Genomic DNA, 17691 nt, shown 5'->3' on the forward strand with positions numbered 1-17691 from the left:
CTTGGGCGAGATTTACTGCTTTTTGCTGCGGCGCGATCTGAGTGCAGACGTGCCGGATGTCGTCTGGCCGCAGGGCATTGAAATCAGCACCTATCGCCCGGAACTGGCTGGCGCCGTGCATGACTTGATGCAACTCGGTCACCGCGAAGGTGGCGGCCGGGTACCGGCGCTGGAGGTCTGGCAGCAACGGTTTGAACGCGACCCGGAATATGACCCGGCTCTGTGTTTCATTGCCATTGATGCCGAGGGTGTCGTTGGTGTGGCGCAGTGCTGGACGAGTGCGTACATCAAGAATCTGGTGGTGCATCCGCGCGCCCAGGGTCGAGGATTGGGCCGGGGATTGCTGTTGAATGCATTCAAGGTTTTTCAGCAACGGCGCGAAGGGTTTGTCGATTTGAAAGTGTTGGAAGACAACCTGCGGGCACAGCGATTGTATGAAAGTGCCGGAATGTACGTAGTCCGCCGGGAGTTGGTGCCAACCTGATCGTGCGTCATCGCTGGCAAGCCAGCTCCCACAGAGATGGGCGCCGCTCACAATACCTGTGGGAGCTGGCTTGCCAGCGATGGCGGCCTCAAAGACAACTTTTCGCTCTCAGGCATACTCCAACCCTTGCCACTACAAGGATGCCAAAACCATGAAAGCGACTACCCTGAGCTTCATCTGCCTCACCGCCCTCGCCTCCAACGCCCACGCGTCCAGCCCTGACGCCTGGGCCGCCTACGACAAAACCGTGCTCGCCAGTTGCACCAAAGCCAGCGGTTTGAAGAACGCCAAACCGGTCGGCAATGCCGCGCAATTCGACGACCGCGTCGGCTACACCGCCGTGCTGCTGCAAGGCCAGTACCCGCAGAAACACATGAAAGGCCAACAAGGCACCGAGCTGTGCCTGTACAACAAAAAATCGAAAACCGCATTTGTCACCGAATGGGACTCGATCCTCCCGACCGCCAAAACCCAATGAATGGCGCATAACTTGCTTCGATCGGTGATCCCATGGCGGCTTTACGTCGCTGATTCACACCTGATTGAAGATTGATCGTTCAATGAATACGACGTTTTCCTGCGTAGGCTGCGGCAAGTGCTGCACCGACCACCATGTCCCCCTGACCCTCGCCGAAGCCCGCATGTGGGCGGCCGACGGTGGTCGGGTGATCGTGCTGGTAGAGGCTTTTCTCGGCAACGGTCTGGGCTTGCCGGCGCAGCAGCGTGAACATGCCGAACGGCGTTCGGTCGCGGTGCGCAGCGGTGAATCGGCGGCGCACGTGGCCATCACTTTCGCCGCGTACAATGTCGGACCTTGTCGGAATCTTGACGATGACAAGCTGTGCCGCATCTACGAGCGTCGACCGTTGGTGTGTCGGATTTATCCGGCGGAGATCAATCCGCATATTCCGCTCAACCCTGCCGCCAAGGATTGCCCGCCCGAATCGTGGGAACAGGGGCCGGTGTTGATCGTCGGTGGCGAGCTGGTCGATCAGGAACTGATCGAGCTGATCCAGCGTTCGCGTCAGGCTGATCGTGATGACATTCGGACAAAGGATGCCATCTGCGCTGCGCTGGGCATCCGGACCACGGCGCTCAAGGGCGACGGGTTTACCGCGTATTTGCCGAATATGGACGCTTTTGCGAAGGTAATTGATCAGGTGAACGCGCAGCCACTGGATGAAGTGGCCAGTGAATGGCTGTTTCATTTGTCCGGGGATGATGTGGCCGGGCAAGTGCTGGCGGCGGGCGCGCGGGTGGTGACGGAGCCGGCGCTGACCTATGCGTTTATTTCGTTGCGGGCGGCTTGATACAGATACTCGAGTGGCTGTTCGGGCCCCATCGCTGGCAAGCCAGCTCCCACAGGGTCTTGTGTCGTACATCAACTAAGTGAACAACCGGAAAACCTGTGGGAGCTGGCTTGCCAGCGATGGGGCCAGTGAAGGCGACCTCAATCCCAAATCTGTCGCCGCCCTCAAAAACCCGCGCAACCAAATGCAATTCCCCGAAGGAAAAGTCAGCGCTTGCCCATCGAACGACGGGTGCCCGGCGGCGCCATGCCTGGGCTCTTGGTGTGGCCGTTCTTGGCGCCGTTCTTGTACCACGGCTGGTTAGAGCCTTTGGCACCTGCCAGTTCGCCCGGTTTGAACGGGAACTTGAATGCCGGGATCTCGGCTTTGGAATCGCTGGCGTCGGCCATATCGGCCGGGACATCGCTCACAGCGTCGTCAACCGGCGGTTGGATCGGGGAAGTCATGAAAGCTCCGCAAAACAAAAAGTCGCGCCCGGTAAGTGAGCCGCGAAGGCGCGCAGTATACCTGCGCGCCGTGGCTCGGCACCTGAAGATTTGCACCGCACGCCGAACGGCTTACAGGTAATTGATGGTCACGATGCCATTGTCGGTGGAGGTTTTCAGCGGCTCATAGGTCATCGAAAACGGCAACGCCCCACGGCTGCAAGCGTTGCGGTAAGTGTCTACATCAACCTTCACCCCTGGCTTGAGTTCGATCTGCCGGGATTCGCTGGTCACCAGCGCACCCACTCGCCCGACTTCACATCCGGAATCGACGATTTGCCCGGTGAAGCGGATCTCGCCCGAGAGGGGCTGAGGCGCGGCGCAGACCGTTAGCGGAAGTAAAACAAGCACGCTGGAGATGACAGTTTTGAGGTTCATTGCAAGACACTCCCGAAGAGACCCGCAACGATAATGGCTGGGGTATACAACTTGTATCCGCTGGCGGGAGCGGATCTTTAGAAGCGTAGATGGAGCGGTGAACGGGAGTTCAGATTCAGAAATGATCAAGCCCCTTCCCCCCCCCCACCGCTCAACAGGATCAGCGCAAGCCCGGCTGCAGCCCTTGATCCTGATCAGAAACGCGCATCGGCAGGCTTCGCTCAGGGATGGCTATCCACGTAAGTCCGAAACTGACAGCCAGGACAGCTAGCCGTCACCCTCCTGACCCCCACACTGGTTTATAACCTACCCAATCTGCCCAAACTCCAAACCTCGGCGCCCAAAAAGCATGCGAATCCAAAAGCACAAAGCCCTGCTAGCCACCCTATTGATCGCCCTGGCTGCCGCAGGCCTGTGGTTTGCAACCCGACCTGCCCCTACCAAACTCGCCCCCCCTACCGCCATCCCGGTGCGAGTGATCGCCGTCAGCGAAAAAGACGTCCCCCGCTACACCAGCGGCATCGGCTCGGTGCTGTCCCTGCACAGCGTGGTCATACGCCCCCAAATCGACGGTACCCTCACCAAAATCCTCGTCAAAGAAGGTCAACTGGTCAAAGCAGGCGATTTGCTCGCCACCATCGACGACCGCTCGATCCGCGCCAGCCTCGACCAGGCCCGCGCCCAACTCGGCGAGAGTCAGGCCCAACTGCAAGTCGCCCAGGTCAACCTCAAACGCTACAAACTGCTCAGCGTCGATGACGGGGTTTCCAAGCAGACCTACGACCAGCAACAGGCCTTGGTCAACCAACTGAAGGCCAGTGCCCAAGGCAACCAGGCCTCGATTGATGCAGCGCAGGTACAACTTTCCTACACGCAGATTCGCTCCCCGGTCACTGGCCGCGTCGGTATTCGCACAGTCGATGAGGGCAACTTCCTGCGCATGACCGACACCCAAGGCCTGTTCACCGTTACCCAGATCGACCCGATTGCCGTGGAGTTCTCCCTGCCACAACAAATGCTGCCGACCCTGCAAGGCCTGATCAACGACCCGCAACACGCACAGGTCAAGGCTTACATCGGCGCCGACACCGACGGCGAAACCGGTAACCTGCTCGGCGAAGGTCACCTGACCCTGATCGACAACCAGATCAACGCCAACACCGGCACCATCCGCGCCAAAGCCGAATTCGCCAACGCCAGCCAGAAGCTCTGGCCGGGCCTGCTGGTGACGGTAAAAATTCAGACGGCCCTCGACAAAAATGCGCTGGTCGTACCGCCCACCGTCGTACAACGCGGTCTCGACCAACACTTCGTTTACCGAGTGAATGGCGACAAGGTTGAAGCCGTGCAAGTGCAGATGGTTTATCAGGGCAGCGGTCAGGACATCATCAAAGGTGTGAAGGCCGGTGACGTGCTGGTAACCGATGGCCAGTCGCGGCTCAAACCCGGTTCGACCGTGCAAGTCATGACCGAGCCGCCGCAAGTGGTGCAGGCGGAGCCGAAACCATGAAGGCGCACAAAGGGATTTCGACGTGGTGCATTGACCACCCGGTGGCGACGATTCTGCTGACCCTCGCACTGGTGCTGGTCGGCATCATTGCCTTCCCGCGTTTGCCAATTGCCCCACTGCCGGAAGCGGAATTTCCTACGATTCAGGTGTCCGCGAAATTGCCCGGCGCCAACCCCGACACGATGGCCTCGTCCGTGGCCACGCCGCTGGAGGTGCAATTCAGCGCCATTCCCGGCATGACCCAGATGACTTCCAGCAGTGCCTTGGGCTCAACCCTGCTGACCCTGCAGTTCAGCCTCGACAAAAGCATCGACACGGCCGCGCAGGAAGTTCAGGCGGCGATCAACACCGCCGCCGGCAAGCTGCCCAAGGACATGCCGACGCTGCCGACCTGGAGGAAGGTCAACCCGGCCGACAGTCCTGTGCTGATCCTGAGTGTCAGCTCGACGCAGATGCCTGGCACCGAACTCAGCGATCTGGTGGAAACCCTGCTGGCCCGTCAGATCAGTCAGATCGACGGTGTAGGCCAAATCAACATTACCGGTCAGCAACGTCCGGCGATTCGCGTTCAGGCTTCGGCGGACAAACTCGCGGCCATCGGTCTGACCCTCGCCGACATTCGTCTGGCGATTCAGCAAACCAGCCTCAACCTGGCCAAAGGTGCGCTGTACGGCGAGTCGAGTATTTCCACGCTGTCGACCAACGACCAGTTATTCCATCCCGAGGAATACAGCCAACTCATCGTTTCCTACAAGGACGGCGCCCCGGTTCACCTAAGAGATGTCGCCAACGTTGTTAACGGTTCGGAAGATGATTATGTGCAAGCGTGGGCGGGTGATCGACCGGGGGTAAACCTGGTGATATCGCGCCAGCCGGGCGCCAACATCGTCGAAACCGTGGACCGGATTCAAGCCGCCCTGCCCGGCCTCGAAGCCATGCTGCCGGCCTCTGTGCAGGTCGACGTTCTGATCGACCGCACCCAGACCATCCGCGCCTCGCTGCACGAGGTCGAGATCACTTTGTTGATCGCGATCCTGCTGGTGGTGGCGGTGATGGCGCTGTTTTTGCGTCAGTTGTCGGCGACGTTGATTGTCTCGGCAGTGCTCGGTGTGTCGCTGATCGCCAGTTTCGCGCTGATGTATATCCTCGGCTTCAGCTTGAACAACCTGACGCTGGTCGCCATCGTGGTGGCCGTGGGATTTGTGGTCGACGATGCGATTGTGGTGGTGGAAAACATTCACCGGCACCTGGAGGCCGGCGACGATATGCGCGAGGCGGCGATCAAAGGCGCAGGCGAGATCGGCTTCACCGTGGTCTCGATCAGTTTCTCGCTGGTGGCGGCGTTTATTCCGCTGTTGTTCATGGGCGGCGTGGTCGGGCGACTGTTCAAGGAGTTTGCCCTGACCGCGACCTCGACCATCATGATTTCCGTGGTGGTTTCGCTGACGTTGGCGCCGACTCTTGCGGCGCTGTTCATGCGCAAACCGGTGCATCACGCCCACGCGAAACCGGGCTTTAGTGAACGCTTGCTCGGCTGGTACGAGAAAGGCCTGCGCTGCGCCCTCGCCCACCAGAAATTGATGATCGGCGTGTTCGGTTTGTCCCTCGCATTGGCCATCGCCGGCTACATCTTTATCCCCAAGGGTTTCTTCCCGGTGCAGGACACTGGCTTCGTGCTCGGTACGACTGAAGCCGCTGCGGACATTTCCTACGGCGACATGGTGAAAAAACACTTGGCCATGGCCGAAATCGTCGCCGCCGACCCGGCGGTGCAGGCGTTTTCCCACTCGGTGGGTGTTTCCGGCAGTAACCAGACCATCGCCAACGGGCGCTTCTGGATCGCCCTGAAGAAACGCGGCGACCGTGACGTCAGCGCCAGCCAGTTCATCGACCGGATTCGTCCGCAACTGATGAAAGTCCCCGGCATCGTGCTCTACCTGCGTGCCGGCCAGGACATCAACCTCAGCTCCGGCCCAAGTCGCGCGCAGTACCAATACGTACTCAAGAGCAACGACGGCGCGACCCTCGCCACCTGGACCCAGCGCCTGACCGAAAAACTGCGCAGCAACCCGGCGTTTCGCGACATTTCCAACGACCTGCAACTGGGCGGCAGCATCACTCACATCAGCATCGACCGCAGCGCGGCAGCGCGTTTCGGTCTGACTGCCAGTGATGTCGACGAGGCGCTGTACGATGCGTTCGGCCAACGCCAGATCAACGAATTCCAGACTCAGGTCAACCAGTACAACGTGATTCTGGAACTGGACACCAAGCAGCGCGGCAAGGCCGAAAGCCTCAACTATTTCTACCTGCGCTCGCCGCTGAGCGGGGAAATGGTGCCGCTGTCGGCGCTGGCCAGATTCGATGCACCGACCATTGGCCCACTGTCGATTGCCCATGACGGAATGTTTCCGGCCGCCAACATGTCGTTCAACCTGGCGCCCGGCGTGGCGCTGGGCGATGCGGTGATTCTGCTCAATCAGGCCAAGGCCGAAATCGGCATGCCGACCGCAATCAGCGGCGACTTCCAGGGTGCGGCGCAGGCGTTCCAGAGCTCGCTGGCCAGTCAGCCGTGGCTGATTCTCGCGGCGCTGGTGGCGGTGTACATCATTCTCGGTGTGCTTTATGAGAGCTTCGTGCATCCGCTGACGATCATTTCAACCTTGCCGGCAGCGGGTTTGGGCGCGGTGATGATGTTGTGGATCTGCGGCCAGGATTTTTCGATCATGGCGCTGATCGGGCTGGTCTTGCTGATCGGCATTGTGAAGAAGAACGGCATCCTGATGATCGACTTCGCCCTCGAAGCCCAACGTCAACGCGGGATGTCACCAGAGGACGCGATTTTCGAAGCGTGCATCACTCGGTTCCGGCCAATCATCATGACCACTCTCGCCGCGCTGCTCGGTGCCTTGCCGCTGATGCTCGGTTACGGCACCGGCGCCGAACTGCGCCAACCGCTGGGGATCGCGGTAGTGGGCGGCCTGCTGGTCAGCCAGATGCTGACGCTGTTTACCACGCCGGTCATATACTTGTGGCTTGAGCGACTTTTCCATAGACCCAAACCTGCGCCCGTACCGGCGTTGGCGACCACAGACTGAGGCGGGTCATGCGCGTTCTGATTATCGAAGACGAGGAAAAAACCGCGGACTATCTGCACCGCGGTCTGACGGAACAGGGTTACACCGTGGACCTGGCCCGCGACGGCGTCGAAGGCCTGCACCTGGCGCTGGAAAGCGACTACGCGGTGATCGTCCTCGACGTCATGTTGCCGGGCCTCGACGGCTTCGGCGTGCTGCGTGCATTGCGTGCGCGCAAGCAAACCCCGGTGATCATGCTCACCGCCCGCGAGCGTGTTGAAGACCGGATCAAGGGCTTGCGCGACGGTGCCGATGATTACCTCGGCAAACCGTTTTCCTTCCTCGAACTGGTCGCGCGTCTGCAAGCCCTAACCCGGCGCAGTGGCGGGCATGAGCCGGTGCAGGTGAGCATCGCCGACCTGTGGATAGACCTGATCAGCCGCAAGGCGACTCGCGCCGGCACGCGCCTGGACCTGACCGCCAAGGAGTTCTCGTTGCTCAGTGTCCTCGCCCGCCGCCAGGGTGAAATCCTCTCGAAAACCGCCATCGCCGAAATGGTCTGGGACATCAATTTCGACAGCGATGCCAACGTTGTCGAGGTGGCGATCAAACGCCTGCGCGCCAAGCTCGACGGGCCGTTCGACGAGAAACTGCTGCACACCATTCGTGGCATGGGTTATGTGCTGGAGAGTCGTGGTGTCCAGTAACTCGATCGCCCTGCGCCTGAGCGGAATGTTCACGCTGGTGGCGCTGCTGGTGTTTCTGTTGATCGGCGGCGCACTGTATCAGCAGGTCGATAAAGGTTTGGGCTTGTTACCGGAAGCCGAGCTGGATGCGCGCTATAGCGTGCTCGAATCGGCACTCAATCGCTTCGGCACCCCGGAGCATTGGGTGAAGATCAACGCCAAGTTGAAACTGCTCGGCGAAGAGGACAAGCGCATTCGTTTCTGGGTGGTGAGTGGTGATCCGGGTTACGAATACGGTACGCCGGATTCACGGATCCGCGCCTTCGCCCAAGGGCCGCTGGGGATGCATGACTTGCAGCTGCCGGAGCGTACTTATCCACTGAAAGTGCTGTTGACTGAATTGCCGGCCAAGGATCAGCGTCCGCCGCTGCGCTTCATGATCGGCATCGATACCGAGACCTTTCACCAGACCCAGCATCAGTTGCTGATCGCCTTGATCAGCCTGGCGATTGTCGGCGTGCTGCTGGCCTCGGCGCTGGGGTATTGGGTGGCGCGGATCGGCCTCAAGCCGCTGATCAAACTGTCTCACGAAGCCCAACGCCTGACCCCGCCGCTGCGAGCCGGTCGCTTGCGATTGTCGCCATTGCCACCGGAGCTGGAACAGTTCGTCGACTCGTTCAACTCGACGCTGGAGCGCGTCGAAATGGCCTATTCGCGACTGGAGTCGTTCAACGCCGACGTGGCGCACGAACTGCGTTCGCCGCTGACCAATCTCATCGGCCAGACCCAAGTGGCACTGACGCGCGGACGTTCAGCCGAACATTACTTCGAAGTGCTGCAATCCAACCTCGAAGAGCTGGAACGGCTGCGTTCGATCATCAACGACATGCTGTTTCTGGCCAGTGCGGATCAGGGCAACAAGGCGACCAAACTGACGTCGGCATCGTTGGCCGATGAAGTGGCAACCACGCTGGAGTATCTGGATTTCATTTTCGAAGACGCGCAGGTTCAGGTGCAGGTCAGCGGCGATGCGCAGGTGCAGATCGAGGTCGCGCATTTGCGTCGGGCGTTGATCAACCTGCTGAGTAACGCAGTGCAGCACACTGAAGCGGGTCAAGTGATCGAGGTGCGAATCGAGGTTCAAGAGCATCAGGTGAGTATTGGTGTGGCCAACCCCGGTTCGCCGATTGCCAGTGAGCATTTGCCGCGTTTGTTTGAACGCTTCTATCGAGTGGATGCGTCGCGCAGCAACAGTGGGAACAACCATGGGCTGGGGCTGGCGATCGTGAAAGCGATTGCGCTGATGCATGGCGGGGATGTGTTTGTGCGCAGTGATCGGGGGATGAATACCTTTGGGATTTGTTTGCCGGTTTGAAAAGCCCCCGATCGGCTCCCTCTCGCCCCCCTTGGGGGAGAGGGCTGGGGTGAGGGGATAGCTCTTGGCCTCACCGCAATCTTCAATTTTTACCTCCTGCGCAATAGTCATTTATGAAAATCACGCTGTTTCCCAAGCCCCGGCAACCTTATCTTTGCCCGCACCAAACAGCACTTGCCAAGCAAGAAGGTTTTCAAGATGTCCAACAGTATGGGTATTGCCAGCGCTTTCGTTTTGTCCTCATTGATCCTGTCGCCGATGGCGATGGCTGAAGAGTCCCAGGCGTTCGTTGCGCACAACAGCGCTCGGGCCCAGGCGTACGATCAGCATCAGACAGAAATGATGGCCAAGGCCAAAGACGCGACGCAGACACCTCAGGCTGCAGCAACCCAGGCTCAAGCCTCCGAGAAAGACAGCTGAGTCGCACATCGCTCCGTTTCCCTCGACGCGGTTGTTTGGCTCTTCCCGTTCAACCGTCGTCATTCCAGGCCGCTGCCTTTCAGCGGCCTTTTTTCGTTGTGGTCTGAAAGCTGTTTGGTGCGTCTTTTACAACAAGAAACATTTCGCGCCTCGGAACATTGAGGTGCCGTTGACCCAAGGAGCTTTACCGCACGTGCGTTACCCAGTCCGTTTCACTCCACTGTTCATTGCAATTGCCGCAACGATTGCCCCCGCCGTTCACGCTGATGAGCCCGCGCCAGAAGGTTTTATCGAAGGCTCGAGCCTTAACCTCAACGCCCGCAACTACTACATGAATCGCAACCGCCTGCAGAAGGCGGACGACAACATCGAGTGGGGCCAGGGTTTTCTCGGGGTATTCCAGTCGGGCTACACCCAAGGCACAGTCGGTTTCGGCATTGATGCCCACGCCATGCTCGGGCTGAAACTCGACGGCGGTGGCGGCACGGACGGCTCCAGCATCCTGCCGATCAGCGATGGCAACGGCAAGGCACCGGGCTCGTTTTCAACAGCCGGCGGTACTTTGAAAATGCGTGCGTTCGACACCGAATTGAAGGCTGGTGACTTGTTCCTCACCAACCCGGTGATTGCCGGCGGCGACACGCGCATGCTGCCGCAGACGTTCCGTGGCGTCAGCCTGACCAACCACAGTTTCGATGGCTGGTTGATCGAAGGTGGCCAGGCCAGTTTCACCAAGCCTTACAACCAAAGTGGTCACCAGCGCATCGGCACTTCGTACGGCACGCTGGCCGAGGGTGACGAAAGCCGACACCTGAACTGGGCCGGTGTGGCCTGGAGCGGTGTCGAAGGCTTGACCAGCAGCCTGTATGCGTCCGAGCTCAAGGACATCTGGAACCAGTATTACTACGACCTGGATTACACCTGGCAGTTGAATGACCTGGTCAGCCTCAACCCGGGCCTGCACTTCTATCACACCCAGGACACCGGCGATGCGCTGCTCGGCAACATCGACAACAACACCTACAGCCTGCATTTCACTGTCGGCATCGGCAGCCATAGCGTCACCGCCGCTTACCAACGGGTCAACGGCAACACGCCATTCGACTACATCAGCCAGGGCGACAGCGTTTACCTCGACAACTCCCAGCAATACTCGGACTTCAACGGCCCGAACGAGCGTTCGTGGAAACTCAAGTACGCCTACGACTTTGCCGGTGTCGGCGTACCGGGGCTGACCTCGGCAGTGTCTTACTCCCGGGGGACGGTTGACTTGACCAAGGCTGACCCGCGTAGCGTGGGGTATTCCAATTGGTACAGCGCCGACGGCCGCAACGCCAAGCATTGGGAACGCGATCTCGATTTGAAGTACGTCGTACAAAGCGGTCAGGCGAAAGACCTGGCGGTGCGCCTGCAGTGGGCCACCCATCGCGTTGGCAACGGTTATGGCGTAATTGATTCGGACACCGATGAATACCGCGTGATCGTCGACTACCCGATCAACGTCTTCTAAGATCGGCGCGACAAACACAGTCTAGAATTTAATGATGCACACTGTGGGAGCGAGCCTGCTCGCGAAAGCGGTCTTCCAATCGACATCCGGTTGAATGACACATCGCTTTCGCGAGCAGGCTCGCTCCCACATTGGGAATCGTTTCTGGCTTTGGCTGCTGTGTTTGCCCTACTACGCTTATAAGACTCCCCAACCGATAACCCCACCATGATCGCGAGCCGTACCCCACCTGTTGCGGGCAAGACCGGACGCCCCGAGCGGCTATTGATTTTCGGCAGCCTGCTGAGCGTGATCGCGATCGTGTGCATTGTCACGTTCCTGTTGATTCGTGAGCACGCCAGCGCTCAGGAGTCAGGCACCCGCAGCGCCGCCACCATCGCCCAGTTGATCGACGCCGACGTACTGCGCACCGTCGAGTTGTACGACCTGACGCTGCAAGGCCTGATCGCCACGTCGCAGCGTGATGACCTGCGTGACCTGACCCCGCAGATCCGCCATCTGGCGCTGTTCGATCGCTCGGCCACTGCACGCTTCAAGGGCGATATCCTGTTGCTCGACAAGCTCGGCAATGTGGTTGCCGACTCATCGCAGCTCGTGCCGAAGCCGGGCAACTTCGCTGACCGCGATTACTTTCTCGCCCATGCTTTCAACCGCGATGTCGGCATGTTTATCAGCCGGCCGTTCAAGACCCGTTGCGACTGCGACGAGGCCAATCAATGGCGCCTCAGCTTCAGTCGACGTATTTCCTCGGACACCGGCGAGTTCGTCGGCGTGGCCGTGGCATCGTTGAAGCTCGATTACTTCGACCAATTATTCAACAGCCTCGACATCGGCAATGGCAGCACACTGAACATCATCGACAACGATGGCGTGTTGCTGGCGCAGAAGCCGTACCTGCAAAGCGACTCCGTCGGTAAAAGTTTCGGCAATCGACCCAATGTGGTGCGGATTCTGAACGACAGAAGTGGCAACGGCAGTTTTACCAGCACGTCGAGCATGGATTATCAGCAGCGGCTCTACACCTATTCGCGGGTCGGTAACCTGCCGCTGACGGTGATCGTCGCGTTGTCCAGCGACGAGGTATTCGCCGCCTGGCGCCGCACCGCAATACTGATCAGTGGCGCCACCGGCGTGCTGTGCCTAGGCCTGCTCTGGCTGACCTGGCTGCTTGTCCGTGAACTGCGCCTGCGTCACCGCGCCGAACACGAACTGGCGCAATTGGCCGCCACCGACGCGCTTACCGGGGTGGCCAACCGGCGGATGCTCGATCAGTCGCTGCGCCATGAATGGTTTCGTGCCCAGCGCTCGGGCAAACCGCTATCGGTGATGATGATCGACGCCGATCACTTCAAGGCGTTCAACGACCGGCATGGGCATCAGGCAGGGGATCGGGCGTTGCGCGAATTGGCCAAAGTGATCACGGCGAATGTGCGACGACCGACGGATCTGGTGGCGCGTTACGGCGGCGAGGAGTTTTCGGTGATTCTTGCCGAGACCGACAGTGCGGGCGCGCAGCAGATTGCCGAGCATATTCGGGTAGCGGTGGAACAATTGCCGTTGGTCGCAGGGGCTGAGTCGCCGATGACGGTGAGTATCGGCATCGCTTCGTGGACGACGGCGAGCGAGATGACGCTGGAGCAGTTGCTGTTCGCGGCGGACAAGGCGTTGTATCAGGCCAAGGAAGGTGGGCGCAATCGGGTGGTGGTGGCTGCCTGATTAATGCTTTGCCCTTACCGGCCCCATCGCTGGCAAGCCAGCTCCCACAGGTTTATGGATGAGACACAAATCTCCAGCACACCTCAAATCCTTGTGGGAGCTGGCTTGCCAGCTCCCACAGGTTTATGGATGAGACACAAATTTCCGGCACACCACAAATCCTTGTGGGAGCTGGCTTGCCAGCGATGAGGTCAGCTCAGGCAACACAAAAACACCAGGCATAAAAAAAGGCCATCCGAGGATGGCCTTCAAAAAACTAGAGAGGTTTTTTACTTACACCGCCGCAACAGGGCGCATGTAAGAGATTGGTGCGGTACTGGCGTCTTCGAACGTCACCACTTCCCAGGCATCTGTCTGCTCAATCAATTTGCGCAGCAGCTGGTTGTTCAGTGCATGACCGGACTTGAAGCCCTTGAACTCACCAATCAGGCTATTGCCCAGCAGGTACAGATCGCCAATGGCATCGAGGATTTTGTGCTTCACGAATTCGTCTTCATAGCGAAGGCCGTCTTCGTTCAGTACGCCATCGGCATCGACCACGATTGCGTTTTCAACGCTGCCGCCGAGTGCGAGGTTGTGCTTGCGCAGGTACTCGATGTCACTCATGAAACCGAAAGTACGGGCGCGGCTGACTTCTTTTACGAACGAAGTGCTGGAAAAATCCACGCTTGCACTTTGGGTGCGGTCCCGGAAAACCGGGTGATCGAAATCGATCTCGAAGCTCACCTTGAACCCTTCGAAAGGGACGAAAGTGGCGCGCTTGTCGCCGTCTTCCACTGTCACTTCACGCAGGATGCGGATGAATTTCTTGGCGGCGTCCTGTTCTTCCAGGCCAGCCGATTGAATCAGGAATACGAAGGGTCCAGCGCTGCCATCCATGATCGGGACTTCGGACGCGGAGAGCTCGACGTAGGCGTTATCGATGCCCAGGCCAGCCATGGCCGAGAGCAAGTGCTCTACCGTGTCCACTTTGACGTCGCCGTTTACCAGCGTCGTCGACATAGTGGTTTCACCGACGTTTTCCGCGCGGGCAGGAATCTGCACCACAGGGTCGAGGTCAGCGCGACAAAACACAATGCCAGTGTCGACAGGCGCAGGCTTGAGGGTCAGATAGACCTTCTCACCGGAGTGCAGGCCTACACCTGTGGCACGGATAATATTTTTCAGTGTGCGTTGTTTAATCATGGCTTGGGCCGCTTCAGCGCAAATTGCGAACTGGTATCAACAAAGGCTGGCGATAATAGCAGACCGAGCCTTTGCTGAACACCAATCACCTTCATAGCCCTGATACATTCCATCAATCGGCCTGACGACGCAGGAAAGCCGGGATGTCCAGGTAGTCCAGGTCATCTTGCGGATTCATCTTCGCGGCAGCCGCAGCACCGGCCTGAGCCTGGTTGCGCATGACGGTCGGACGGTCCAGATCACGGTAGTTCACCGCAGGTGCTTCCTGACGGGACGGAGCCGGTTGCTGAACCTGAGAAGCTGCCATGGACGTGTGAACGGTGTTGTCGATGACCTTGACAGGCTTCTCGATTTTCGCGCCCAGACCGGTGGCAACGACGGTGACGTGCAGCTCGTCACGCATGTCCGGATCGATAACGGTACCGACCTTGACCATGGCGTGTTCGGATGCGAAGGCTTCGATGATGCTACCCACGTCGGAGTACTCACCCAGGGACAGGTCAGGACCGGCGGTGATGTTCACCAGGATGCCGCGTGCGCCTTGCAGGTTCACGTCTTCGAGCAGCGGGTTGCGAATCGCCGCCTCGGTGGCTTCACGTGCACGGTTAGGACCGCTGGCGCAGCCAGTGCCCATCATCGCCATGCCCATTTCGCTCATCACGGTACGTACGTCGGCGAAGTCGACGTTGATCATGCCCGGACGCTTGATGATGTCGGAGATACCGCGAACGGCACCGGCCAGTACATCGTCGGCCTTGGCGAAAGCCGACAGCAGGCTCGCGTCTTTACCGAGGATGGTCAGCAGCTTCTCGTTGGGAATGGTGATCAACGAGTCGACGCTTTCAGACAGCAGACGGATACCTTCGTCGGCGATCTGCATGCGCTTGCGGCCTTCGAACGGGAACGGACGAGTCACGACCGCAACGGTCAGAATGCCCATTTCCTTGGCCACTTCGGCGATGATCGGCGCAGCACCGGTACCGGTACCACCGCCCATGCCCGTGGTGATGAACACCATGTTTGTGCCCTGCAGGACTTCGGCAATGCGCTCACGGTCTTCGAGAGCGGCCTGACGACCTACTTCAGGGTTGGCGCCAGCGCCGAGACCTTTGGTCACGCCGGTGCCCAGTTGCAGGATGGTCCGCGCGCCGATGGATTTCAGCGCTTGAGCATCAGTGTTGGCGCAGATGAATTCAACGCCTTCGATGTTGCTCTTGACCATGTGATTGACAGCGTTGCCGCCGCCACCGCCAACACCGATAACTTTGATTACCGGGCTTGCGGGGATGTTGTCTACGAGTTCGAACATTTTCCCTCTCCTTACATTCTCTAGTTTTTTCGCCTACTGCTGTTTGTTGCGGTGTATCTACTGCTGTTGCTTGCCGCTTGAAGCTTGTCGCTTCGCGCTGCTTTTAAAAATTGCCCTGGACCCACTTTTTCAGTCGGTCGAGCAGCGGCGCCTGAGGCTCTTCGCTGCTGTAGCTGTCGCGGCTGCCGATGCCGGAGAACGAAACTCCGTCGGACTGCTTTTGCAGGCCGTACATCAACAAGCCAACGCCAGTGGAATAAATCGGGTTGCGCACCACGTCATCCAGACCTTTCACACCGTGCGGGACACCGAGGCGTACCGGCATGTGGAAGATTTCTTCGGCCAGTTCGGTGGCGCCTTCCATCTTCGACGTACCGCCGGTCAGGACGATGCCGGCCGGGATCAGGTCTTCGTAGCCGCTGCGGCGCAGTTCGGCCTGGATCAGGGTGAACAGTTCGTCGTAACGCGGCTCGACCACTTCGGCCAGGGCCTGACGCGACAGTTCACGCGGGGGACGGTCGCCAACGCTTGGCACTTTGATGGTTTCGCCGGCGCCAGCCAGTTTGGCCAGGGCGCAGGCGTAACGGATCTTGATCTCTTCGGCGTACTGGGTCGGGGTGCGCAACGCCATGGCGATGTCGTTGGTCACCTGATCACCGGCAATCGGGATCACGGCCGTGTGGCGGATAGCGCCCTCGGTGAAGATCGCGATGTCGGTGGTACCGCCGCCGATGTCGACCAGGCACACGCCTAGCTCTTTCTCGTCATCGGTCAGCACCGAATACGCGGACGCCAGTTGCTCCAGAATGATGTCGTCGATTTCCAGACCGCAGCGGCGCACGCATTTTTCAATGTTCTGTGCGGCGTTGACGGCGCAGGTGACCACGTGAACCTTGGCTTCCAGACGTACGCCGGACATGCCCAGAGGTTCGCGAACGCCTTCCTGGTTATCGATCACGTAATCCTGCGGCAGGGTATGCAGCACACGCTGATCAGCCGGGATCGCCACAGCCTGGGCGGCGTCGAGCACACGCTCAAGGTCGGCCGAGCTGACTTCGCGATCACGAATCGCAACGATGCCGTGGGAGTTCAGGCTGCGGATGTGATTACCCGCCACGCCGACGAACGCCGAGTGAATGCGGCAGCCCGCCATCAGTTGGGCTTCTTCGATCGCGCGCTGGATCGATTGCACGGTGGACTCGATATTCACCACCACGCCTTTTTTCAGGCCGCGGGACGGATGTGTACCGATACCGACGATTTCCAGCGTGCCGTCGTCCGAGACCTCGCCTACCAGCGCCACCACCTTGGAGGTGCCGATATCCAGACCGACGATCATTTTGCCGCTTTGCACGTTTGCCATGGGTCCTGCCTCTTCTTAATTCTTTGCGACAGCGGGTTGGGCTGCCGTCGGCGCTACTGGTTCCCGCCAGCCAACAGCAAGGCCGTTGGCGTAGCGCAGATCGATGCGCGCAATGTTCGTAATCTGTTCTTTAAGCGTCTTGTCATAGATGGCGATAAAGCGGCGCATCTTTTCCACGAGGTTGCCGCGTCCCAGCAGCAACTCGATGCCGGGACCGGAACTGCCGGCACCGGTGGTCAGGAACCAGCTACCTCGCTCACGCAATTCCAGGCGTGCAATCGAGAAGCCCATAGGCCGGAGCATCTGGCTCAGCACCTGGTATTGCTGCATCACTTGCAGCTGAGCCCGTTGTGGGCCGAACAGTTGTGGCAGGTGTTCGTAGTTCGCCAGCTCCCTGGGCGTAAACGCCTGGCCCTGGTTGTTGAGCAATGACTCGTCGCCCCAACGCGCTATCGGCAGTTGCTCTTCGAGGCGGATCACCACTTGATCCGGCCACACCCGACGCACTTCGGCGTGGGCAATCCACGGCATTTGCTCAAGCTCTTTGCGCATGCTGGCCAGGTCGATGGTGAAGAAGCTCGACGCGACGAACGGGGCGATTCGCTGCTGCACCGCTTGCTGGCTGATGTAGCTCAGGTCGCCCTGCACGGCGATTTTGGCGATCGGCCGGTCGGCGTAAGGCAGCAACCGCTGGGCACCTTCGTAAGTACCGAACCCGAGCACCACCAGCAGCACTGGCCAGAACAGGCTTTTCACAAAACCGAAGTTGGCTTTTGGCAGGCGCGCGGACATCGGCTCTTTGGCCACCATTCGGCTGGCACCCCGCGGCACCGGCTTGCGGCCGGGTGCGGGTGGCTGATGTCTGAGCTGTGCGCCTTGCATC

General features: G+C 59.5%; 16 protein-coding genes. 10 read left to right on the forward strand and 6 right to left on the reverse strand.

Annotation, left to right across the window (positions count from 1 at the left end; translation table 11 throughout):
- The first annotated feature begins 1 nt into the window (after position 1).
- The 3 genes from JJD74_RS17200 (at position 2) to JJD74_RS17210 (ending at position 1794) form a co-directional block, all read left to right on the forward strand.
- Entirely contained in the window at positions 2 to 484 is a 483-nt protein-coding gene (locus JJD74_RS17200; RefSeq protein WP_200616113.1) for a GNAT family N-acetyltransferase, read from the forward strand.
- Between the two features lie 151 nt (positions 485 to 635).
- On the forward strand, positions 636 to 962 hold the full coding sequence (locus JJD74_RS17205) for a hypothetical protein (RefSeq protein WP_200616116.1): 327 nt from the start codon (positions 636 to 638) through the stop codon (positions 960 to 962).
- An 82-nt stretch (positions 963 to 1044) separates the two neighbouring features.
- Positions 1045 to 1794, forward strand: coding sequence for a YkgJ family cysteine cluster protein (locus JJD74_RS17210; protein ID WP_200616119.1), 750 nt, complete (start codon positions 1045 to 1047; stop codon positions 1792 to 1794).
- A 206-nt stretch (positions 1795 to 2000) separates the two neighbouring features.
- Here the strand turns inward: JJD74_RS17210 and JJD74_RS17215 are convergent, their stop codons facing one another.
- Positions 2001 to 2240, reverse strand: coding sequence for a hypothetical protein (locus tag JJD74_RS17215; RefSeq protein WP_047303058.1), 240 nt, complete (start codon positions 2238 to 2240; stop codon positions 2001 to 2003).
- A gap of 111 nt (positions 2241 to 2351) precedes the next feature.
- A complete protein-coding gene (locus tag JJD74_RS17220; RefSeq protein ID WP_042560969.1) occupies positions 2352 to 2657 on the reverse strand; it encodes a type 1 fimbrial protein in 306 nt (101 codons plus the stop codon).
- Positions 2658 to 3006: 349 nt separating this feature from the next.
- On the opposite strand from JJD74_RS17220, the gene JJD74_RS17225 reads away from it, so the two are divergent.
- The 7 genes from JJD74_RS17225 to JJD74_RS17255 all read left to right on the forward strand — a co-directional run bounded on the left by JJD74_RS17225 (position 3007) and on the right by JJD74_RS17255 (position 12951).
- A complete protein-coding gene (locus JJD74_RS17225) occupies positions 3007 to 4167 on the forward strand; it encodes an efflux RND transporter periplasmic adaptor subunit (protein WP_200616123.1) in 1161 nt (386 codons plus the stop codon).
- On the forward strand, positions 4164 to 7265 hold the full coding sequence (locus JJD74_RS17230) for a multidrug efflux RND transporter permease subunit (RefSeq protein ID WP_200616127.1): 3102 nt from the start codon (positions 4164 to 4166) through the stop codon (positions 7263 to 7265). Before JJD74_RS17225 ends, JJD74_RS17230 begins: the two co-directional genes overlap by 4 nt.
- Before the next feature lie 8 nt (positions 7266 to 7273).
- Positions 7274 to 7951, forward strand: coding sequence for a heavy metal response regulator transcription factor (locus tag JJD74_RS17235; protein WP_007916978.1), 678 nt, complete (start codon positions 7274 to 7276; stop codon positions 7949 to 7951).
- Positions 7941 to 9305, forward strand: a complete 1365-nt coding sequence (locus JJD74_RS17240) for a heavy metal sensor histidine kinase (protein ID WP_200616130.1) — start codon at positions 7941 to 7943, stop codon at positions 9303 to 9305. The genes JJD74_RS17235 and JJD74_RS17240 overlap by 11 nt, the downstream gene beginning before the upstream one ends.
- A gap of 198 nt (positions 9306 to 9503) precedes the next feature.
- Positions 9504 to 9725, forward strand: coding sequence for a hypothetical protein (locus JJD74_RS17245; RefSeq protein ID WP_042560974.1), 222 nt, complete (start codon positions 9504 to 9506; stop codon positions 9723 to 9725).
- A 193-nt stretch (positions 9726 to 9918) separates the two neighbouring features.
- Entirely contained in the window at positions 9919 to 11235 is a 1317-nt protein-coding gene (locus JJD74_RS17250) for an OprD family porin (protein ID WP_200616134.1), read from the forward strand.
- Positions 11236 to 11442: 207 nt separating this feature from the next.
- On the forward strand, positions 11443 to 12951 hold the full coding sequence (locus tag JJD74_RS17255; RefSeq protein WP_200616137.1) for a sensor domain-containing diguanylate cyclase: 1509 nt from the start codon (positions 11443 to 11445) through the stop codon (positions 12949 to 12951).
- A 273-nt stretch (positions 12952 to 13224) separates the two neighbouring features.
- Here the strand turns inward: JJD74_RS17255 and lpxC are convergent, their stop codons facing one another.
- The 4 genes from lpxC to JJD74_RS17275 all read right to left on the reverse strand — a co-directional run bounded on the left by lpxC (position 13225) and on the right by JJD74_RS17275 (position 17690).
- The gene (gene lpxC, locus JJD74_RS17260; RefSeq protein WP_007939852.1) at positions 13225 to 14136 is read right to left on the reverse strand and encodes a UDP-3-O-acyl-N-acetylglucosamine deacetylase; all 912 of its coding nucleotides are present in this window, start codon (positions 14134 to 14136) and stop codon (positions 13225 to 13227) included.
- Positions 14137 to 14248: 112 nt separating this feature from the next.
- Complete coding sequence (gene ftsZ / locus JJD74_RS17265) at positions 14249 to 15445, reverse strand: cell division protein FtsZ (RefSeq protein ID WP_042560977.1); 1197 nt, start codon at positions 15443 to 15445, stop codon at positions 14249 to 14251.
- Positions 15446 to 15548: 103 nt separating this feature from the next.
- Positions 15549 to 16808, reverse strand: a complete 1260-nt coding sequence (ftsA, locus tag JJD74_RS17270) for a cell division protein FtsA (protein WP_047303071.1) — start codon at positions 16806 to 16808, stop codon at positions 15549 to 15551.
- A gap of 15 nt (positions 16809 to 16823) precedes the next feature.
- Positions 16824 to 17690 carry a cell division protein FtsQ/DivIB gene (locus JJD74_RS17275; RefSeq protein ID WP_047303073.1) on the reverse strand — a complete coding sequence of 289 codons (867 nt, stop codon included), beginning with the start codon at positions 17688 to 17690 and terminating at the stop codon, positions 16824 to 16826.
- Position 17691: the final 1 nt, after the last annotated feature.

It is taken from the genome of Pseudomonas sp. MF6776, from assembly GCF_016613125.1.
In the GTDB taxonomy this organism is placed as follows: Bacteria; Pseudomonadota; Gammaproteobacteria; order Pseudomonadales; family Pseudomonadaceae; genus Aquipseudomonas; species Aquipseudomonas iridis.